Here is a 22,055-nt window from a genome sequence, read left to right as displayed (position 1 = left end):
CAAACATGAAAAAAACTACATTAGTTGTTCTTTTTTCTTTTTTTAACCTACTTTTTTTACAAGCAAACAATAAAGCAAAACAAATTCCTGCTGACGCAAATTTTGATGTTACCGTGTCATTAATTGGTGAAGTTTTGATCGAATATCATGATTATGATATTTATTCAACCTACGATTGGCAATTTGAATATGGACCAGCCGGATTTAAGACTGGACAGGGAATTACCACAAGTGTATCGGGATTACCTTTTTACAGATTCAATCTGGATCCTCTAAAAAAATATGATTTTAGAGTAAGGGAGCGACATTTGGTTAATAATGTCCTCGTTTGGACAGATTGGTCTCAGACAAAAACAATATTTACTACAAGTGATAAAGTTTTTTCTGTTGGATATACAGCAAATTTTAATGATAAAAATGCAACAAATCTAGAATGGCGCGGATTAATCTATTCTAATTCTACCAGCGATGCAGGTGTAGGTTTTTCTACAACTCAAAACCACAGTGCGACTGGAGAAACAGGTTCGTCAATATTTATGTCAAATTATAATTATCAGACCAACGCAAATATTGCATTTGTTTCGCCGAGATTTAATGATTTGGCAACCGATCGGAAAATAAAATTCTGGACAAATGGATATTCTTCAGATACAGAGCTTTTAGCGGGCACAATGACGGATCCTAATGATCTAAGTAGCTTTCATTTACTGTCTCCGGTTGAAGTTAAAACAGGTGGAGGATGGCAACAGCAAACCATTTATTTTAATAATTATAAAGGCACTGATCAATATATTGTTTTCTTATTTAAAAGTAAATATTATGGCGCTGATAATAATGATGTTTATCTGGATGATTTTAGTTATGAAAAAGCTTCAGATTGTTTTGATCAGACTAATTTTGCTGTAACAGATATAAAGCAAAATTCAGCAAGAATAAGTTTTGATGCGCCAAACCAGAATAATTTTCAAGTTAGCATAACCAACGTAGTCAAACATACTACAGACATTTTAAATATTCAAGGCAGTCCTTATATTCTAAACAATTTAGTTGGAAACACAGATTACGAAATAAAACTGCGCGCCAATTGTATTGATGATTTATATTCTAACTGGACAAAAACAATTAGTTTTAAAACTTCTTGTACTGTTATTTCTGACAGCTATAACACTTCCTTTGAAGGAACTAAATATATTGATCCCTGTTGGAATATAATTGCTAATAATTGTTTGGTTCAAACCAATTTTGAAGATACAGGCTGGAACATAAAGCCTCTGCCGAAAACTGGCGACGCTGCAATTATAATTTCTCAATTTGTAGGCAAAGTAAATGTGGATAAAGCCTATCTTATAACTCCATATATTGCTGATTTGGATGCTGATAAGAGAGTTAAGTTCAGTCTGCTTGCTCATAGCGGTGATGACAATTTTAATATAAGTTCACTAACTATTGGCACAATGTCTGATCCAAAAAATCAGGCAACTTTTATTCCCTTAAAAACAATTTTGCCGTCTGAGATGAATGAAGTTGACAATCCCAATAAATCTTCTTCCTGGAAAGAGCATACTATTTACTTAGATAATTATTTAAAAAGCAACAATCATCACTACATCGCTTTAAGGTATAATAATGAAGGTGATTCAGAATTTGCCATTGATGATTTTATCTACGAAAAAGCACCTTCTTGTTTCGAACCACTTAACCCTCAAACTGTAGATTTTGACTATGATTTTGCAACGGTTACCTGGCAAAGTTATAAACCTGCATCAGAATGGCAAGTTGAATATGGTCCAAAAGGATTTGTGCATGGAACTGGTACTTTGGTAAACACTTCGGCTTCGACTACTAAATTGACCGAATCAATTTTAGACGACACAGAATATGACTTTTATGTTCGTTCTAAATGCAGTGCAAGCTATAGTGATTGGTCGGATAAAGGCTATTTCAGAACCAAATGTTTAGGAATTACAACAGGTTTTAATGAGGATTTTGAAACAACAGCGTTTGAGAAAAATGGCTGCTGGACCAGAATTGTCCCTTATTTTACTCAGAGATTTTACGTAAAAAATAATTTTATAAAAATAAATACCGCTGCATCAGGAGGTACAGGTACAGTGCATAGCGGCTCAAATTCAATGCTGCTTACAAATCAGTTAGATTTGGTTTATCCACCAGGAACGGGAGAAAAAACAGACAGAGTAGTTCTTGTTTCTCCAAGGATAAAGGATTTTAACAACTACAAAAAAATTAACTTTTGGATGCGTACGATGAAAGAATTAAAAGATCAGCCGGTACAGCTTATCGTTGGAACGCTCTCAGATCCTGATGATTATTCTACTTTTAAACCGTATCAAACCATTACCATTCCCGCTGCAGATAAATCAGAATGGGTAAATTATGAGGTTGATTTTTCTAATTATTACGGAACTGATAAATTTATAGGTTTTAAGCAAAGCATCGATAATTATCGATTGACGAGATTCTTTATAGATGATTTTACATATACAGAAAATGATTGTCCAAAACCGAACGCCTTAGGAGCGAAACAATCTGGCGAAATGATTGCGACATTAGACTGGACAGATAATAATGTCAAAAAGCAGTCATTAGGCTGGGATATTGAATATGGAGTAAAGGGTTTTGCTACAGGAACTGGTACTATAATTAATGTAAAAACAAACCCATTTAATTTAGAAGGTCTGGCACAAGGAACTTATGATTACAGGGTGCGTACCTATTGCGAAACAGCAGTTGCAAGTATGTGGTCTGATCGTTATACTTTTAAAATTGGCTGCTCGCAGAAAGCTCCTTTCGTAGAAACTTTTGATCAGTATCCTATTGTTAATGAAATACCTAATTTTTGCTGGACTAAAAACGATTTGATCAAGACTCAGGTTTTTAAGTACAATTTACAAAATATCAATAGTGCGCCAAACGCATTTTATCTTCAGGGCAATCCTGATGTTGCACTCTTGGTATCCCCATATTTAGAAGATTTTGATAAAAACAAGAAAATTAAATTTTGGCTTAATTCACAAATAACTGATGCAAGTTTAAAATCGGGAAGTTTAATTATCGGAACGATAAAAAATCCTGTCGATATTACAACTTTTGTGCCTTATCAAGCTATCTCGTTGCAGGAATTAAGAAACTTGCCTAAATACGGAAAAGAAATTAATGTTGATTTTTCTGAATACGCGGGATCAGATAAACACATTGCTTTTGAGTTTGTAGCAGATCCAAATTCAAGTACAAATCGCGCGATAATTGATGATTTTTATTATGATCAAACCTTATCCTGTTATGAACCTATTGATGTAGTTTTTTCAAATATTAACAATAATTCAGTAGAAATAAACTGGACTTCGAAAAATGCATTACCACAAAAAGTGCAAGTCGAATATGGTTTAACAGGTTTTAAGCCAGGAACAGGAACTATATTAAATGCAAGTATAAATGAAGTTAAGCTCTCAAATTTACAAGCTGGAGCTTCATATGATTTTTATTTTAAGACAATTTGTGATTCGGGGAATTCAGTAATTGTTGGACCAAAAAAGATAGAAACAACCTGCATTGTTAAAGCATTGCCCTGGATTGAGAAATTTAGTGGTTTAAGCACTTATGGAGCAAATGTAGTTCCGGATTGTTTTAAATATTTTAGTGGTGACTTAAGACTTGAGAATACCGCAGTGAAGGAAGTTTTTAGTAATTACGGACCGGATTATTTGAGAAATGGATTTGATGATAACAGTTATCTGTACGTCAGAGGTTACACTCAAATGATGGTTCCAATGTTTCATTTAATTGCAGGAACAACTTATAAATTCAGTTTGAAAGGCCGAAATAGTTATGAGTATCGCACACATGGTGTTAAGTTACTTGTTGGAAGAGGACAAAATGATTATAATATGGAAACTACTTTGGTTTATTCGGGAAGGTTGACAGAATATAATTACAGTGATCTTTCGTATTATTTTACACCACTTGTTTCGGGTGATTATAGTTTTTTAATGGATTTTTATAATTCGAACGGCGCAAATTTACTTGTTGATAATTTTGAATTAAAAGAAGGATATAATCTTTTGGTTGATGGAACTAAAAAAGCAACAATTTACGATTTTCAAAAAGGAATTACTGATGATGTTATTTTAGAAGGCTCTTTTGGCACTCCTATCACTATTAATGTGGATAATCAATCCGCCACAAATAAAGTAGTGAAAATGGAAGGCAATAATTTTAAAGATCAGTGGTTAACTAATAGTTCTCCTTCAGGGAAAACAAATGTAGCCTCAGCCTCCGTGTGGGAAATAAACCAAACCAGTATTACTAAAATAAATTTAAAGGTTGATGCTAAAAACACAAGCAGTTCGTTTATGAGTTTTGAACTAAAGCAAACTTTTGTGAATAACAATACTGAATCAATGTTTAGAGTTGTAGTGAACGGAAATGTTTTGGGAGATGTAATAAAACCCGTAACAGGTAAAGGAGATAATTTTCAAAAATACATGTTTGATTTAACACCCTATGTCGGAACTCAAATTAGAATTTCACTTCAGCATATTGGTAGATCAGATTTGGGCGATACGGCTCTTGTAGATAATCTTATCTTTGCCAAAACTGTTGAAAATTTATCAGTGGAGGAGAATAAGATTACAGATTTTAAATACTATCCGAATCCAATAGAAAATATTTTAAATATCGAAAGTAATTCAATAATTTCGAATGTAGAAGTTTATAATTTAAACGGGCAATTGCTTTTTGAAAGTAAGCACTCTGATTCTAAAATAGGTATCGATTTTAAACAATATCCAACAGGTGTATATCTGATTGTTTTAAAAAATGATGATAAAAAGGAGACTTTTAAAGTAATAAAAAAGTAAGATTAATTGATTTTATAATATAATGGCAGCAACCAAAAAACCAGCACCAAAAAAAACAAGCGCAAGCAAACCAAAACCAGCAGCGAAAAAGAAAACCAATCGAACGTTTGGCCAGAAAGTCAAATGGTTTTTTATTAAATTGTGTTTGTGGTTTTTCGGACTTTCGATCGGATCAGTGATCTTTTTTAAATTTGTGCCGGTACCTTTTACACCTTTAATGGTGATTCGTGCCATTGAAAATAAAATGGCAGGAAAAGAAATTTATTTTGATCACGATTGGGAACCGATTGAAAAAATTTCGATGAATTTGCAAAAAGCGGTTATTGCCAGTGAAGACGGAACTTTTTTATACCACAACGGTTTCGATTTCAAAGCACTTCAAAAAGCCTACAAAAGCAACGAACGCGGCCGCCGAATTCGTGGCGGAAGTACCATTTCGCAGCAAACCGCCAAAAATGTGTTTTTATGGCAGGGAAAAAGTTATTTTCGTAAAGGATTGGAAGCTTATTTTACCGTTTTAATCGAAATTATCTGGGGTAAAGAACGCATTATGGAAGTTTACTTAAATAGTATCGAAATGGGGGATGGTGTTTATGGTGCTTATGCAGCCACAGAACATTGGTACCGTCGTGATGCTTCGAGTTTAACTGCAATGCAGGCTGCCGGAATTGCCGCGATACTACCGAATCCAAGAAAATTTAAAGCTACAGGTTCTTCAAGTTATATCAACCGACGCAAAGAACGAATTGTTCGCGAAATGCGTGCCGTTGGAAAAATAAATTATAATGGGAAGTAAAAAGATTGTTTTTGCATTCCTGATTCTCACCACAGCACTATCTTTTGGGCAGGGAAAAACGAAAGAATTTGGTTTTATTACAGACAATGATTTATATACGTCGTCTAAAAACGATATGTATTATACAAACGGTTTAGAACTTTTTTTCAGATATCTATCCAAAAAAGAAAACGAAAAAATCAATAAAAAGATTACCGAATTTCGTGTTGGACAATACATTTACAATCCGAGGTATATTAATGAAACGGCGGTCGATATTAACGATCGCCCTTTTACGGGTTATCTTTTTGCCGAGGCCGGACGCAGTTTTTTCTATAACAGCGAATCGGTTTTAAAGACTGATTTTCAGTTGGGTTTTATGGGACCAAATGCTTTTGGCCGCGAAACTCAGGAAAGTTTTCATCACCTTATTGGTTATAAAAAAGTATACGGCTGGGAAAACCAACTTACTAATGCTTTTGCCGTACAGGCACATGTTCTGTATTCAAAGAAATTATTCCCGGGTAAGCACAACGATTTTGTAGATCTTCATTTTCAGTCGGAAGCGAATTTGGGGACTATTTTTGATGGAGTTTCTACTGGATTCCTGGCCCGAATAGGTTTCAAGAAATTACTTCCTGTTTACGATTCTAATTTACATGACGCTTCTGTAAGTGCTCAACCGCAATTTGATGTTAGGGAATTTTACTTTTATGCAATGCCAAGCGTCAATTACCAATTTTACGACGCTACAATAGAAGGCAGTATGTTCAGCGACACCAGTCCGGTGACTTTTGAGTTGGAACCGCTTCGTTTCAACGCCGAGTTTGGTTTGAAATACCGCCACAACAATTTTAATATTTCGTATTCTTTTCTGTACCGAGGCCGCGAATTGAAAGATCCTGAAACGAATACGAATTCAGGGTACTTTTTTGGATCGATTCGATTGGGGTTTTTGATTAGGTAGGATTTTGTTGGGGGCGTCTTTTTAACCGCAAAGAGTTCGCTAAGGGTTTACGCAAAGAGCGCTAAGTTCTTTGTCGGTGAGGTCGCAAAGCTGCCGCAATATTGTCATTTCGACAAAGGAGACTAGAGCGATAGCGACTGGCGAAGCAAATCCCCGCAAGTAGCTCGACAAAGTTTTTCAATTCAATCAAATTATGAAAAAAATTACTCTTTCACTCTAATCGTCTTACTAACCTCAAGCCTCATCCAAGCGCAAACAGAATCTACCTTCCATTGGAAAATCGTGATCTAACGATAGAAAAAGTAATGGCAGGAGCAGTTATGTTATTCGTTTATTTTATACCAACGATTATGTCATGGAATAAAAAAAAACAGCAAATATTTATTCGTGTTTAACCTTCTCACCGCATGGACAGTGCTTTGCTGGTTTATTTCTTTTGTTTGGGCGTTACAAATAAATAGAGAACAGGCAAGAATTTTGGCTGAGGAGAAGAAAGCGAGGAAAAGAGATAAAAAACTTAAATCTGCTACAACTTAAGTTTAAATCTCAGATTGTTTTTCAGGTAAAAGTACGTAGTCAAATGGATTGTTAAAAGGTTACTTTTGATTTTAGACTTTGTTAATATGGTTTTCCGTAATGGAATGGTCAGATAAATAAAGATATTTGTTTTTAGAGCTATGATTGTAAAAAATCAGTAATTGGTTTATTTTCATTAGCTTACTTTTAATTTCGAAATTGTCTAACTAACCAAACCAGTAAAGCATGACCACAAACATTCCAAAACAGTCTATAAATCAATTAAAAAAATCAATTGAGAGTTTTAAATTAATGAAGCAATAGAGTTGTGTACAAACGAAGCTCAAACTCGTAAATTTTTAATTGAACCATTTTTTCATCTCCTAAATTATATTTCGAATGATTTAATACCAGAATATAATGCTGATTTTGGAGAACGTGTGAGTCAGAAAATTGATTATGCTATTTTGTTGAATAAGAAAGACACTATTTTAATTGAAGCTAAAAAGTATAACAGTAGATTGAGTGATAAAGAAGCAGGACAATTAAATGGTTATTTTAATAATACTAAAAATTCGAGAATTGCTGTATTAACAAATGGAATTGAATATCGATTTTATTCTGATGTTTTACAACCAAATATAATTGACAATAAACCATTTTTTGTATTCAATCTATCTAATTATACTGAGAGAGATTTAGAAACTTTAATCAAGTTTGATAAAAGATATGTTGTAGTAAATGAAATTATAAAAACTGCTCAGGAATGCGTTTTTGCGGAAGATTTTGAAGCCACTCTGCTAAAAGAATTAATAGCTCCTTCTAAAAATTTTCTAAAAATTATTCATCAGGATATGAATTTTAAGACCAAATTTACAGAAGAAACGCAGGTTAAAATGATAAAGATGATTTACTCGGCATTGCTTAAATCTTTGTATGAGAAAAAAGTGTTATCAGAAGCAAACTCAAATACAGGCGGAATTATAACAACTGAATCTGAAATTCAGGCTTATCATACTATAAGAACTTTGTTGATTCAAAATAAGAAAATACCAAGTCAAAGAATTTTCTTCAAAGATTTTAAAAGCTTTTTCAATATTAGTATTGATGACAATCTCAAAAAAGTCATTTGCAAATTAGTTTTTAGCGATTCAAAAATGAAAATTGTTATTGAAAATAATGAGTATTTATTGAGTAGTGTTGATGATGTTTTGAAATATAAAAATGAGTTGACAAATAGGACGCTTGCTTTGTTGGAGTAAGCTTTTATGTTTGAAAGTAAATAATAGATTTTATATAATATGAAGTTAAACAAACAATTATCTGGAATTGCTGGTGAATATTATGTGGCAGCAGAACTTTCACGCAGGGGCTATTTAGCTGCGATAACTTTGAGAAATTCTGATGGAGTTGATATTTTAGTGAGTAATCTAAATGGAGACAAATTAATTTCTATTCAAGTAAAAACTACTCAAAATAAATTAAAATGGATTTTATCTAAAAAAGTTGAAAATGAAACTTCAAAAAACAAATATTTTGTTTTTGTAAATATCCCTGCAAACATAAATGAGTCTCCTACATACAGAATAATTAATTCAGAAATTTTAGCAAATCATATTTTTGTTGGACACAGGAATTGGTTAAAAGGAACTACTAAAAATGGTAAAGTGAGAAATGATTCTGATGTTAGACAATTCGATCCTCAATATTTTAGAGAGGATGAATTATTAAGTTGGGATGATTTGATAAATGAAATAAATTTCAAAAGTGAGAGTGAACTAATATAAATTTTTTGAGTTAATGACAAAGCTAAAATTACCAGCAAGTAAATTAAAAATAAATAAATTATTTCTAATTGGAAACGGATTCGATTTGGCTTTGAATCTAAAAACAAGTTATAATGATTTTTTATTGTGGCTATTAAAAAAGAACTTTAATGAAGCATTGAATTCTGAAATTTTTACAGCTCCATTTGAAAAATATCCAGGTAGCTATAATGAGTTTATGAGAGAAAATTCTAATAGAAAAGTTTTTGGATTTAAAGAAAATAACTTATTTGATATTTTATTGAATGCAAACAGAGATTTTTCTAATATTGATTCTGTTAATAACATAAGGGAATTGCTGGATTTTTTAGATAAACGAAGTGTGGAAATTGTTCCAAGTATACAAAACGGTTTGATAACTGATCTTTTAAAAATGTGTAAAGTTGGATGGGTGGATGTTGAAGGAGTCTATTTTGATTTGTTGAAATTGATTATTAAAGGTAATAAGCTTAAGCCAAATCATAATATGCTCAATAAGATTGACGCTTTAAATGAAGAGTTATCATTTTTAATATTAGAGTTGAAAAATTATCTCCAAGAGTTAGAAACAAAGATCTCAAAGGATAAAGCAAAAAGATATATTGAGCAATTTGCCGCGGATTTAACGAAGAATGAATTTTCATTCTTGCATGATAATTTAGAAGATATAGATCTTGGACATAGATACTTTCTGAACTTTAATTATACAGATTCGTTAACTAATTTATTGAGTAATTCTAAAGAAATTAAGTACAATCAAAATTTCATTCATGGTAATTTACAAGACAATGAAAATTCAATAATTTTTGGTTTTGGTGATGAAATGGATTCTGTTTATAAAGAGATGGAAGAACTTAATGATAATCGATTTTTCAAACATATTAAATCATTTCAATATTTTAAAACCCCTAATTACAGAGAACTTCTTTCATTCTTAAATTCGGGAGATTATCAAGTTTGTATTTATGGCCACTCTTGTGGTTTATCAGATAGAATAATGTTAAATGAAATTTTTGAACATGAGAATTGTAAGTCAATTAAAATTTATTATTATAATGATGAGGATTTCACTAATAAAACAATGGAAATTTCGAGACACTTTAATAGTAACCAATTAATGCGGAAAAAAATTGTTGAAAAAAGTAAAAATGATTTAATTCCACAAGTTAAGGATATGGATAATATATAATCCACAACCCAACTCAACCATCTTATAAAAACCAAAACGTTCTAATCTAGCCCCGATAGAACTGGAAATCCTTTTGTGCCGGGGTTCGGCACAAAAGATTGGAAGGGATAGCGGGACAGATGGTCTTTTGAAAAAGAAACTTCTGCTCCTGAATAAAAAAAATGTAAAATGGATATTTCTTGTCTGAAATGAAAATGAATTTCCGAGTAGCATATTTATTTTTGAAGCCAACTTTTCAGAAAATAATTGAAACCCAAAATGATTTCGCCGGAAGCTTTCTTTGACATTATTACGGGAAGCCGTAAGTAAAGTTTTGTTTTTACTAATATATTTACCCATTAGACATATACTAAAAAACAATTTCGGAGTTAGTCCTAATTTGGTGGCAATTTGGGAGAACAATAACGATTAAAACAAACTAAAAAAATGACTTTCATTAAAGCAATTTCTACATTTTTAATTACGCTTTTAGTAGTAACTACAAGTTTTGGACAAGCAGCTAAGCCTAAAACTAAAATCTTATTAATTGGGACAATTCACTTCGAAACGCCTCATTTAGATAGTTTTGAATTAAAGACAGATGATTTTTTGGCTCCGAAAAGACAGCAGGAACTGGAACAATTGACTGAAACTTTAAAGCGAACAAATGCGGATAAAGTGATGATAGAAAAACCATTTACTCAGCAAAAGCAAATTGATAGTTTGTATATTGCGTATTCAGAAAACAGGTATAAATTAACCGTTTCTGAACGAGAGCAAATTGGTTTTAGATTGGCTAAAAAATTAAATTTAAAACAGATCAATTGTGTTGATGTTTTGTATCTAATGACACATGACAGTTTAGTTGCTGTAACAGCTAAAGAAAAAAATCAGTTGTATTTATTAAAGGATTTAGGTACTAATGCAAATAAAATTATACATGAAATTGATAGTGTAGTAAAACGAAATTCAATAACAGAAGTACTAAAATACATAAATACAAAAGAGCTTTTGCAGAAAAATTTATCAATATACTTAAAATACATAGCAAAAGTTGGAGCAGGAGAAAATTATATTGGTGCTGAATCGGTTTCTGATTGGTATTTGAGGAATTTAGCGATTTATGCTAATGTAATGAATCAAATAACTGCAAATGACAAATATGTCGTCCTGATATTTGGACAGGGACATATTCCGATATTAAAACACCTGTTACAAAATAATGACGATTTTGAAGTCGTTGAAGTAAATAGCGTACTAAAATAAATTGCCAGCCAGAGTTAAAATTACAAAACTAAAATATGCAAGACGAAATAATAAAACATTCAGAAAAAATTTATAATACTGTGAAAAATTCAGAACACACATTGGGAGCGAAAATAAAAGAAATCATTGTAGAAATAGGCATAATCGTTTTTGCAGTAACACTTTCAATATGGCTACACAGTTGGAGCGAACACAGACATCAACAAGAAGAAGTAGCTGTGTTTCTCGGTAATTTAAAGAATGATTTGGAGGATGACATAAAAAAACTCGACAAAGAAAAGAAACAATACAAAAAGGCAAACACAGGGTATGAGAAAATTTTAGCACTAACGCCCCTGCAACTTGACAGTATTTATAAGTCTAATGATATAGTGCATCTCCCGGTTTATTCACATGGACAAATAATGAATGTTGGAAATTTTGAAGGTTTTAAGTCCAGTGGTAAAATTGGCTATATTGAAGACGAAAAATTAAAACAGAAAATCTTAGCGTATTACCAACTATGGGTACCCTCAATTAACGAAGTTGATAAAATTTATAATGATTTTCTGTTCAAGTGTTTTGACAAAATGATAGAAAATGCAGATAAACCGGAAGCAAAACTATATTCAGATCCAAAATTTAAAAAGACAATAGAATTTCTTATCAGAATTGGTAAAAACAACATAAGGGTTTATGACGAAAATGTAAAACCAGAAGCAATTGAACTTGTTAAAGAAATTGAAAAAGAGATGAATAAATAAAAACAGCCACAGTTTGGTAATATGAGACTGGTACTCTTTTAAAAATAAATTCATCTGCTCCTGAATATTAATTATAGAAAATTAGATATTAAACTTCTAAATCCTCTGAAGAATCTAATTCTTTGGTGAAATACCAATTTTTTAAAATCACTAAAAAATTTGAAATGATGGCAATAAAAATCATTTTGATTAGAAAAATGGTAATGGACTCAGAAACTCCATCCATGATATCAGGTATTTTGTTGTCGTACTTTCTTCCTCCAGAATTTTGCAAGATGAAAAAGTAATGCCAAAAAACTGAAGAAGAATAGAACTAGATAAAGCAGCATCGATGCGTTCTTGTATAGGTAATAAAAAATTGCTGAGAATATAAGACTTGTCAATGAAAAATAAAATAGACTCATAATTACAAAACCATCGAGGAAAAAACCAATCGTTATGTTGTAATTTTTTAAAGTTACAAGTATAAAATAGACTGTAGTAATTAGGACAGTGAGAATAGTTGCCTGAATTATAGTAAGAAAGCTTTTGATGTCTCCTTCTTCCATTTTATTAATTAGTCTTTTATAAAAATCATGTTTGAAATAAAAAACCGTATCACAATAAAGTAATACGGTTTTTTTTTGTGGAGAATACCGGATTCGAACCGGTCACCTCTTGCCTGCCAGGCAAGCACTCTAGCCAAATGAGCTAATCCCCCTTTTTTGTTGCCTTTGTTAAATTCGAATCGGTCACCTTCCCGATCAGATCGGGATACTCTAGCCAAATGAGCTAATCCCCTTTTTTAATTGGGCGTTGAGAAATTAAATGAGCTAATCCCCCAAAGCGTTAGCAAATAAAGTCAATTAATTTTCAAAAAACAAATTTCAAATCGCTTGAAGTGAAAATAGTTGCCAAAACCGTAACTTTACGTTCAAATCTATTTTTATGAGTTTAGAAAATCAAAACGGTTCTTTATATACGAGTTTTCATAATGCCGTTGCTACGGTGCAATTTGGTCATCCGGCGAGTAATTCTTTTCCGCGTGAATTGTTGAATCGGTTGACATTGGAGATTAACGCTTTAAGCCGAAATGAAGCGGTTTCGGTTATTGTTTTGCAAAGCGAAGGTTCGAAAGCATTTTGTTCCGGCGCTTCGTTTGATGAACTTTTGCAAGTGGAAAATGAAGAACAGGGAACGGAATTTTTCTCGGGTTTTGCGCATTTGTTAAACGCCATGCGAAACTGCTCTAAATTAATTGTGGGTCGTGTTCAGGGAAAAGCAGTTGGTGGCGGCGTCGGCATTATTGCAACCTGCGATTATGTTTTGGCTTCAACTGAAAGTGCCATTAAATTATCGGAACTGGCAATCGGAATTGGTCCGTTTGTGATCGAACCGGCTGTTTCCCGTAAAATTGGTAAAACGGCGATGACGGAAATGACATTGACAGCAACCGATTGGAAATCGGCAGCATGGGCTTTGGAAAAAGGTCTTTATGCTTCGTTACATAGCGCAGAAGAACTGGATGCTGAAGTAGAAAATTTTGCTCAAAAACTGAGTTCATATAATCCTGAAGCTTTATTCGAAATGAAGAAAATTATTTGGGAAGGTACAGAGCAATGGGAATCAATACTAATTGAACGTGCAGCCATTACAGGGAAATTGGTCTTGTCTGATTTCGCGAGAGAGGCTTTGACGCAATTTAAGAAGTAATGTATTGCGAATAGTTTTAAACACATAGAAACATAGTTTGGATTGTGTTGAAAAAAGGCGTTTCACTTGTTTTAAAACACATAGCTATGTGTGAAAAGCTAGCTTTTTTCAATTTCCTTTTTTCAAAGTAAAAAAACCTATGTTTTCTATGTGTTTAAATTTTTTGCCACAGATTGCACAGATTAAAAGGATTAATCTTTTTTAGTCCTTTAATCTGGAATAAATATTTTCAAGATATTTTATGCTATGTGTGAAAAGCGAGCTTTTTTTATTTCCTTTTTTCAAAGTAAAAAAACTATATTTTCTATGTGTTTAAATTAAATTTCACTCCATAATTATTTAAGTATGAGAATTATCCCTTTAGTAGTTCAGGTTGATGTTGCAGAGAAAATTAAGAATGCTCCGGATGGCGGTTATCAGATTGGAGTGATCATTGGATCGTTTATTCCTTTCGTGATTTTAATCGGAATTGCGTACTGGATGTATAACCGTGCCAAAAAAAGAGATGAAAACGGTTATTAATTCGTAAATTTGCAACCTAAAATTCAAATCGATGAGTAATATCAGAATTACAAAACAATTTAACTTCGAAACCGGGCATGCATTATACGGTTACGACGGAAAATGCAAGAACGTTCACGGGCACAGTTATAAATTATCGGTAACGGTTATTGGTTCGCCAATTACAGACCGGTCGAATGTGAAATTCGGAATGGTAATTGATTTTTCGGATCTAAAGAAAATTGTAAAAGAAGAAATCGTCGATCAGTTTGATCATGCAACCGTTTTTAACGAAACAACTCCGCATATCGAATTGGCAAATGAATTGAAAAACCGCGGACATCACGTAATTTTAGTAGATTACCAACCAACAAGTGAAAACATGGTGGTGGATTTTTCTAAAAGAATCATTGCAAGACTTCCTGCCGGAATCGCACTTTTTTCTCTTAAACTTCAGGAAACAGAATCGTCGTTTGCAGAATGGTACGCTTCTGATAATTTGTAAAAAGTTAGATGTAAAATGTTCGATGTGAAAAGTTAAATGTGAAAACTTAAAGTTCGTTTTTCACTTTTCACATTTCACAACTCAAATTTCACTTTTCACATTTCACAATTCACATTTCACATATGAAAAAAATATATTTTGCTTCTGATCAGCATTTTGGGGCTCCAACACCGGAGTCTAGTTTACCGCGTGAAAAGAAATTTGTCGCATGGTTAGATGAGGTAAAGGAAGATGCAGAAGCTATTTTTTTATTGGGTGATTTGTTTGATTTTTGGTTCGAATACAAAACCGTTGTGCCAAAAGGTTTTGTGCGTATTTTAGGCAAACTGGCTGAGATTCGCGACAGCGGAATTCCGATTTACTTTTTCGTGGGAAACCATGATTTATGGATGGATGATTATTTTGAAACGGAATTGAATATTCCGGTGTACCATGATAATAAGGAATTTACTTTTAACGGTCAAACCTTTTTAATTGGCCACGGCGACGGAAAAGGTCCTGGTGATAAAGGCTATAAACGAATGAAAAAAGTTTTTACAAATCCGTTTTCAAAATGGCTTTTTCGTTGGCTGCATCCTGATGTTGGCGTGAGTTTAGCACAATATTTGTCAGTTAAAAACAAACTGATTTCGGGCGACGAAGATGTAAAATTTTTAGGAGAAGAAAACGAATGGCTGGTTTTATACGCCAAGCGCAAACTTGAAACCAAACATTATAATTACTTTATTTTCGGACATCGTCATTTACCTATGATTATTCCGGTTGGAGAAGAATCTAAATATGTGAATCTGGGCGACTGGATTGGTTATTTTACTTATGGTGTTTTTGATGGCGAAACTTTCGAGTTGAAAAAGTTCGAAAAATAATCTTTTTATTTCGCCGGATAGATTCCGATTTTGTGTGTTCGCAGAATATAATTCGATAATTGTTTGCTATCAGAAAGCTGAAATTTAATCGCACCAGATGATTTTTTCGGCATATGACATTCTACACAATTACTGGCCAATAAACTTCCAGACATTGTTTTAAGGGTTTTATCAGAATGTTTGATACCGCTTTGGTGGCAACTCATACAAATTTTAGAATAAGAAGCTAAGTTTTTTGAAGCATTTTCGTGTGGGTTATGACACGTAATGCAATCCATTTTTTCGCTGTTGATGAAACATTTGCTTTGTGCCATCAAACGAAATTGATTTCCGTGAACGTCAAACGTGGCTGTATCAGTTATACTTCTTGTACTTCTATAAAATTCTGAAAGATTATTTCCCGGTTTAAAATCAAAACGCGATTTCATTTTCATTCCGTCATTTCCTCCGTGACAAAGGGCACAGGCATCTAATCTTTGCTGTTTGTTTAAGGTTTTAAAACTGGTGATGCTGTTGGCCACTTTTACGTTTGGATTTTTCAGGTGAAACTCAGCGTGTTTTTTGGCTGGCCCATGGCAACGTTCGCAATCAATTCCGTACACTATCGTTTTAGGGTCAATTACATCTTCAACGTCCATTGACATTACATTTTTCTCAGCAGAATTTTGTTCAACATTGCGACTGCTGGCATTTGAGGCATGGCAGGAATAGCAGTCTTTAACCACCATTCGGTCAAAATAAGGTTTGTCAGCAGGAAATCCCGGACTAGTGGCCCAGCCTTTTATAGAATGGTAATAAGAAATGGGTAATTCATACGTATTGCCGTCTCTCCAATAAACAGAAGTCTGGGCATGTTTCGCTCCAAATACAATGTCAAAAGGATGTGCTTCAACTTCTTTTCCGTTTTTGTATAAAACCTGATAAAGACTGTCGTTGCGTTTTTCTATAGCTAGCTTGGTATTTTTGTCGTAGATGAAAGTATGATTTCCTTTGTCGAAATCTCCTAACACATTTCCTAAAAGTGCAGGAGCTGTTGCTCTAAAATGAGAGCTTTTGAGTGCCATATCATACTGTGTCTGATGGCATTGTATACAACTTTCGGAACCAGCATAATCGGTTCCGCGTGGATCAATATATTCATCAGATTTGTTTGTGCAGTTAGATAGAAAAACCGCTAAAACGGTAATGGCAAAAAGAATTCGTAATTTTTTCATTGCCGTAAATATACTTTTTTTTGAAGAAAATCAAAATATATTTCAATTATGAAAAAATGTTGTTAAAATATTTAGAATGTTTCTTAATTCATCCCAACTCCGTAAACATATTCATCCAGTTCAATTCGGAATAAAGAGCCTTCAACCAAATCTTTTATCGATTTTAATTCTTTGACAGAAACGGCGAGGTCAATTTGTGCACAAGGTGTTTTGAGTAGAAATTTATGACAGGAGTTTTTTAGTTCGCAAGCTTCGCAACAAGCATTTTCAATCATGCTGTCTTCGATTAAATCGCAGAAATAATTCAATTCCTGAACCGTAAAATAGAATCCGGTTTCTTTAAAAACCAATTGCACTTTGTCTGTAATGGTTTCGTTTTCCTTTTTCCAGTAAAAGGCAATTCCAAAATTGTTGTGGTATAATTGTTCTATTTCTCTCATTGCAATCCTTTATTTCAACAAATATAAATATTATTTATATTAGTTCTAAATAGAAAATCATAAAATTTCGGAAAAATTATTCATCATATAAGCCATATAAGGCTATTTAAAAGTTTGATAAGTTATTTTCTTATATCAAAAATACAATTGATAATGAGTTTACTTATACCATTGTGCAATTTGAGATAAAAATTGATTTTGTTGATCAACAAATAAATAATGCGAGCAATTATCCAATAAAGCAAAATGTTTTTGGCCCGCTATACTTTTTATGGAACTGATTTGGGCCGAAGAAAATATGCGATCTTCTTTTCCGTAAATAGCATAAATGGGAATACCTTCTGCCTTTATTTTTTTTAGACATGATCTCGTGTCTATATTGTTTTGCTTTTCATTTTTATAAAAAAGCAGGGGAGCGTTTTTGTTTCGAATATTCGTTTTGAAGAAATCACTCTTTTCATAATCACTATACAGTTTTTTTGAAGCTTTGGTTGGATTTGGCATTTTAAAATAATCGTTATCACTTGCCAGATCAAAACAATGTTTTCGATATCCTGCAGAATTTTTATCGAGCTTTTCTACATAAAATACTTTATTAAGCGTTTTAGAATCGCCTTTGTGACTTATTTTTAAAGAGTTTAAAATATGATCGTAAGTTTCCTGTTGTGAAAATAAAGCTCCAGCGAGGATAAGGTTACTCACGTTTTGAGGATATTTCTCGGTATAAAGTGTGGCGACCAAGCCGCCAAAACTGTGTGCCAGAAGTATGGCTTTTTTTAGGTTGTATTTTTTATAAATTGTATTCAAATCAGCAAAAGCTTCTGCGTAGGTAATTTTAGCTTCAGGATCTGCAGATCTTCCTTCGCCTCTTCGGTCGTAAATAATTACGTAAAATCCCAAATCAGCCAATTTTTGAGCTGTTGTACCTTCAAATAAAGTAGAATTTCCGCTTGGGCCTCCATGAATAAAAATCAGGGCTTTCTCTTTTTTGTTTCCATATGTTTTGATGTAGAGATTCTGCCCGTTTGCAAAAAGGGAAATGGTAAAAAAGAAAGCCAATAACAATTTGTTCATTTACTCCATATTTTGATGATCTTCCATATCTTTTCGGAGATCTAAATTTCTAAAAGTTGGGGATTGTATTCCAAAGCCTAAAACGGTCAATAACGTCATACTTCCTCCAAAAACTACTGACGTTACCGTTCCCATTAATTTAGCTGTTAAACCGCTTTCAAAAGCGCCTAATTCGTTAGATGAACCTACGAACATAGAGTTTACTGCAGCAACACGTCCGCGCATATGGTCCGGCGTTTTTAATTGTAAAATCGTCTGGCGAATTACTACTGAAATTCCGTCAGCAACTCCGCTTAAAAACAGCGCTACAACAGAGAGCCAGAAAATAGTTGAAACTCCAAAAACAATAATACAAAGTCCGAAAATGAAAATAGCAATTAAAAGTTTCATTCCGGCTTTTTTATACAATGGAACGTAAGCTGAAATTAGCATCGTAATAAAAGCACCAATTGCCGGCGCAGCTCTTAAAATACCAAAACCTTCCGGGCCCACTTTTAAAATATCCTGTGCAAAAACAGGCAATAAAGCAACGGCACCACCAAAAAGAACGGCAACCATATCAAGAGACAGAACTCCCAGGATAGTTTTATTATTAAATACGAATTTGATTCCTTCTTTTAAACTTTCCATAACCGGTTCGCCAATCTTCGGATTCAAAATTGGTTTTTTCTCAATTTGGGTTAAAGCAATTAAAGCAGAAATAGAAAAGCCAACAACAAGACACATCGACCAGTGAACGCCAATCCAGTTGATTGAAAATCCTGCAACTGCAGGTCCTAAAACGGCACCAATCTGCCAAACCGAACTGCTCCAGGTAGCAGCATTTGGATACGCTTTTTTAGGTACAATTAATGATAAAAGAGAAAATATCGTTGGCCCTAAAAAGGCACGAACCAATCCTCCTAAAAATACTAAAAAGTAAATTGAATATAATATTATAGTGGGTGATGCATCGCCTACAACTTTTGGCCAGGTCAATAAAAATAACCCAAAACTAATGATTGTAAAACCTAAAATGCACCATACCAACATTCCTTTTTTCTCTCTTTGGTCGACAATATGTCCGGCAAACAAGGCCATCGAAACAGCTGGAATTACTTCCATCAAACCAATAATTCCAAGTGAAAGCGGATTCTTAGTTATACTGTAAACTTCCCATTCAATAACAATAAATTGCATTGACCAGGCAAAAACCATTGCAAAGCGCAATAATAAAAACATATTAAATTCTCTAAAACGCAATGCCTGATACGGATCGTTTTTCTTTTCTTTATTTTTCATTTGTTCTGATATCTTTTAACATAAGTTGATTAGAAACGGTTCCGTTCCACTCGTTTTCAGCGATTGTATAAGCCAGCTGAAAAGTATTTTGATTTTTTGTGATATTCAATTTTTTTCCAAGCCCAAAGCCAATTGCAGCAATTCCTTCAGAGTTGAACTGTTTCGCGAAAAGCCTCAAATGTTCGTCTTCTGAACCCAGCGTTTTCGCGTAACCAGTATCTTTTACCTCCGTAGTCATAAAAACTGGTGTCATATTCAGTGGACCAAAAGGTTCGAATTGTTTTAAAATCCGAATTAATTTTGGCGTGATATCTGAAAAATTAATTTCGGCATCAATTTCGATTTCCGGAGTTCGCATTTCGGGTAAAATGGTTTCCTCGACTTGTTTTTCGAAAGCGTCTTTAAAAGTCTTATAATTCTCTGCTTTTAAAGTCATTCCGGCGGCATACATATGGCCTCCAAATTGTTCCAAATGATGCGCGCAGGCATCCAAAGCATTATAAACATCAAATCCTTTTACCGATCTTGCCGATGCCGCATATTTGTCGCCGCTTTTAGTGAAAACCAAAGTCGGTCGATAGTAAGTTTCAATCAATCTTGAAGCAACAATTCCGATAACGCCTTTGTGCCAGTCTTCCTGAAAAACAACGGTTGAAAAACGTTCTTCTTCCTGATTTTCTATAATTTGCTGAAAAGCTTCTTTAGTAATTTTTTTATCTAAATCTTTTCGGTCAGCATTGTATTGTTCGATTTCTGAAGCAAATTGCTGCGCCTGATCAAAATCAAATTCGGTTAACAATTCCACTGCATGATTTCCGTGTTTGATTCTTCCTGCCGCATTAATTCTCGGTGAAATAATAAAAACAACATCAGTAATGTCCAGAACTTTCTTTTTTACCTGATGCACCAAAGCTTTAATTCCCGGTCTCGGATCGCTGTTGATTACCTGCAATCCGAAGTAAGCCAAAACTCGGTTTTCACCCGTTATCGGAACAATATCGGCTGCAATCGCCGTAGCTACCAAATCCAGATAGGGAACCAGATCTTCGATGGTTTCGTCTCGATTTTGACCTAAAGCCTGAATCAATTTAAAACCTACGCCACAACCGCACAATTCATCGTAAGGGTAGGAGCAGTCTTCTCTTTTCGGATCTAAAATAGCAACCGCATCCGGCAGCGTATTTCCGGGTCTGTGGTGATCGCAAATGATAAAGTCAATGTTTTTTTCTTTCGCGTAGGCGATATGATCAATGGATTTTATTCCACAATCGAGTGCAATAATTAGGGAGAATCCGTTATCATCTGCAAAGTCAATTCCTTTGAAGGAAATTCCGTAACCTTCGTCATAACGATCCGGAATATAAGTGGCAATGTTTGGATAATGTGATTTCAAATAAGAAGAAACCAAAGAAACAGCCGTTGTTCCATCAACATCATAATCGCCGAAAACCAAAATATTTTCCTGATTTTCAATAGCCGATTCGATTCGGGCAACCGCTTTGTCCATATCTTTCATCAGATAAGGATCATGAAGATGTTCTAATGAGGGGCGAAAGAAATTTTTGGCATCTTCAAAAGTTTCAATCCCACGCTGAATCAAAAGTGTTGCTACAAAATCTTCTACATTTAAGGCCTGTGCCAAATGTTTGATTTTATCTTCAGAAGGTTTTGGTATTAATGTCCAACGCATTTTTCTATTGTAGATTTTAGATATTAGATTTTAGATTGAAGAAATCAAAAATCGTTTAATCTGATATTTATTTTTTTGCCACTACCGATAGCTATCGGGATAAAAGATTTAAAAGGATTTTTTAATCTGTGTTAATCTTTTAATCTGTGGTAAAACATTTGGTTTTTACCTTTGTCAAAGTTTCAAACTTTGACAAAGGTTTTAGAATTTAGAATGAAGTAGATTTAAAAAAAATCTAAAATCTACACTCTAAAATCTAAAATTATTTTTTCTCCAGCGCATTTCCTTCAAACTTAATTCCGTCCCAGCCTAAGTTGATGAAGTTTCTAATATTTTGGTGGTTTGTTCCGTTTGGATCTTTTAAAACTTCTTCGAAATAAAAAGCACCGAAACAAGCTAAAGTTTCTTCTTTGCTTAAGTTTTGCAATTTGGCAAAAGAAAATAATTTACAAGAACCTGAATTTTCCCCGGCTGCATTGTGCTGTGTTCCGTTTTGAAAAGCAGTTGGAGTAAAGTTGTAGTTTTCCTCAATTACTGCGATAGTTTCCGGGAATGTTATTTCGTTTGGAGTTTGTTTTACTTTTTCTAAAAAGGCTTGAATGCTCATGATTATTAGGCTTTAATTTTTTGTTACAAATTTAGAGGATTGAAGTAATTTTTCTGATCTGTTTTTTT

The 22,055-nt window shown here is 33.5% G+C and carries 19 protein-coding genes and 1 tRNA gene; 12 read left to right on the top strand and 8 right to left on the bottom strand.

From position 1 onward, the window contains the following. Positions 1–5 precede the first annotated feature (5 nt). The 8 genes from B0A65_RS00650 (at position 6) to B0A65_RS00615 (ending at position 12,117) form a co-directional block, all read left to right on the top strand. Positions 6–4,877 (top strand): T9SS-dependent choice-of-anchor J family protein, encoded by a 4,872-nt coding sequence (locus B0A65_RS00650; RefSeq protein ID WP_074660810.1) that lies wholly within the window; start codon positions 6–8, stop codon positions 4,875–4,877. A gap of 22 nt (positions 4,878–4,899) precedes the next feature. Continuing rightward, positions 4,900–5,673 carry a monofunctional biosynthetic peptidoglycan transglycosylase gene (mtgA, locus tag B0A65_RS00645; RefSeq protein ID WP_074660812.1) on the top strand — a complete coding sequence of 258 codons (774 nt, stop codon included), beginning with the start codon at positions 4,900–4,902 and terminating at the stop codon, positions 5,671–5,673. Next, positions 5,663–6,619 carry a lipid A deacylase LpxR family protein gene (locus B0A65_RS00640; protein WP_074660814.1) on the top strand — a complete coding sequence of 319 codons (957 nt, stop codon included), beginning with the start codon at positions 5,663–5,665 and terminating at the stop codon, positions 6,617–6,619. The genes mtgA and B0A65_RS00640 overlap by 11 nt, the downstream gene beginning before the upstream one ends. 842 nt (positions 6,620–7,461) lie before the next feature. Next, positions 7,462–8,397 carry a type I restriction enzyme HsdR N-terminal domain-containing protein gene (locus B0A65_RS00635; protein ID WP_074660815.1) on the top strand — a complete coding sequence of 312 codons (936 nt, stop codon included), beginning with the start codon at positions 7,462–7,464 and terminating at the stop codon, positions 8,395–8,397. Positions 8,398–8,436: 39 nt separating this feature from the next. Further along, positions 8,437–8,922, top strand: a complete 486-nt coding sequence (locus tag B0A65_RS00630) for a hypothetical protein (protein WP_074660817.1) — start codon at positions 8,437–8,439, stop codon at positions 8,920–8,922. 13 nt (positions 8,923–8,935) lie between these two features. Next, on the top strand, positions 8,936–10,129 hold the full coding sequence (locus tag B0A65_RS00625) for an AbiH family protein (RefSeq protein ID WP_074660819.1): 1,194 nt from the start codon (positions 8,936–8,938) through the stop codon (positions 10,127–10,129). A gap of 426 nt (positions 10,130–10,555) precedes the next feature. Further along, positions 10,556–11,374 (top strand): DUF5694 domain-containing protein, encoded by an 819-nt coding sequence (locus tag B0A65_RS00620; RefSeq protein WP_074660820.1) that lies wholly within the window; start codon positions 10,556–10,558, stop codon positions 11,372–11,374. Between the two features lie 35 nt (positions 11,375–11,409). Continuing rightward, positions 11,410–12,117: a DUF6090 family protein gene (locus B0A65_RS00615; RefSeq protein WP_074660822.1), complete on the top strand. Its 708-nt coding sequence runs from the start codon at positions 11,410–11,412 to the stop codon at positions 12,115–12,117. 88 nt (positions 12,118–12,205) lie between these two features. On the opposite strand, the gene B0A65_RS23080 is transcribed toward B0A65_RS00615, so the two are convergent. Both B0A65_RS23080 and B0A65_RS00605 read right to left on the bottom strand, forming a co-directional pair. Further along, positions 12,206–12,343 carry a hypothetical protein gene (locus B0A65_RS23080; RefSeq protein ID WP_207556386.1) on the bottom strand — a complete coding sequence of 46 codons (138 nt, stop codon included), beginning with the start codon at positions 12,341–12,343 and terminating at the stop codon, positions 12,206–12,208. A 400-nt stretch (positions 12,344–12,743) separates the two neighbouring features. After that, positions 12,744–12,817, bottom strand: a tRNA-Ala gene (locus tag B0A65_RS00605). A 227-nt stretch (positions 12,818–13,044) separates the two neighbouring features. Here B0A65_RS00605 and B0A65_RS00600 point away from each other — a divergent pair. The 4 genes from B0A65_RS00600 (at position 13,045) to B0A65_RS00590 (ending at position 15,681) form a co-directional block, all read left to right on the top strand. Continuing rightward, complete coding sequence (locus tag B0A65_RS00600) at positions 13,045–13,809, top strand: enoyl-CoA hydratase/isomerase family protein (protein WP_074660825.1); 765 nt, start codon at positions 13,045–13,047, stop codon at positions 13,807–13,809. Positions 13,810–14,154: 345 nt separating this feature from the next. Continuing rightward, on the top strand, positions 14,155–14,331 hold the full coding sequence (locus B0A65_RS23190; RefSeq protein ID WP_207556385.1) for a hypothetical protein: 177 nt from the start codon (positions 14,155–14,157) through the stop codon (positions 14,329–14,331). A 31-nt stretch (positions 14,332–14,362) separates the two neighbouring features. Then, positions 14,363–14,815, top strand: coding sequence for a 6-pyruvoyl trahydropterin synthase family protein (locus tag B0A65_RS00595; RefSeq protein ID WP_074660827.1), 453 nt, complete (start codon positions 14,363–14,365; stop codon positions 14,813–14,815). Between the two features lie 122 nt (positions 14,816–14,937). Next, positions 14,938–15,681 carry a UDP-2,3-diacylglucosamine diphosphatase gene (locus B0A65_RS00590; RefSeq protein ID WP_074660829.1) on the top strand — a complete coding sequence of 248 codons (744 nt, stop codon included), beginning with the start codon at positions 14,938–14,940 and terminating at the stop codon, positions 15,679–15,681. A 5-nt stretch (positions 15,682–15,686) separates the two neighbouring features. Here B0A65_RS00590 and B0A65_RS00585 read toward each other — a convergent pair whose 3' ends face one another. The 6 genes from B0A65_RS00585 to B0A65_RS00560 form a co-directional block, all read right to left on the bottom strand. After that, positions 15,687–16,895 (bottom strand): cytochrome c3 family protein, encoded by a 1,209-nt coding sequence (locus B0A65_RS00585; RefSeq protein ID WP_074660830.1) that lies wholly within the window; start codon positions 16,893–16,895, stop codon positions 15,687–15,689. An 83-nt stretch (positions 16,896–16,978) separates the two neighbouring features. After that, positions 16,979–17,335 (bottom strand): hypothetical protein, encoded by a 357-nt coding sequence (locus B0A65_RS00580; protein ID WP_074660832.1) that lies wholly within the window; start codon positions 17,333–17,335, stop codon positions 16,979–16,981. A gap of 159 nt (positions 17,336–17,494) precedes the next feature. Next, positions 17,495–18,409, bottom strand: coding sequence for an alpha/beta fold hydrolase (locus tag B0A65_RS00575; protein WP_074660833.1), 915 nt, complete (start codon positions 18,407–18,409; stop codon positions 17,495–17,497). Beyond that, entirely contained in the window at positions 18,410–19,690 is a 1,281-nt protein-coding gene (locus tag B0A65_RS00570) for an MFS transporter (protein ID WP_074660835.1), read from the bottom strand. Further along, positions 19,680–21,380 carry a single-stranded-DNA-specific exonuclease RecJ gene (gene recJ / locus B0A65_RS00565; RefSeq protein WP_074660837.1) on the bottom strand — a complete coding sequence of 567 codons (1,701 nt, stop codon included), beginning with the start codon at positions 21,378–21,380 and terminating at the stop codon, positions 19,680–19,682. Before recJ ends, B0A65_RS00570 begins: the two co-directional genes overlap by 11 nt. 262 nt (positions 21,381–21,642) lie before the next feature. Further along, entirely contained in the window at positions 21,643–21,987 is a 345-nt protein-coding gene (locus B0A65_RS00560) for a HopJ type III effector protein (protein ID WP_074660839.1), read from the bottom strand. Positions 21,988–22,055 lie beyond the last annotated feature (68 nt).

It is taken from the genome of Flavobacterium frigidimaris (genome assembly GCF_002217275.1).
Taxonomy (GTDB): domain Bacteria; phylum Bacteroidota; class Bacteroidia; order Flavobacteriales; family Flavobacteriaceae; genus Flavobacterium; species Flavobacterium aquidurense.
The sequence above is the reverse complement of the archived record's forward strand: the minus strand, read 5'-3'. Positions and strand labels throughout refer to the sequence as shown.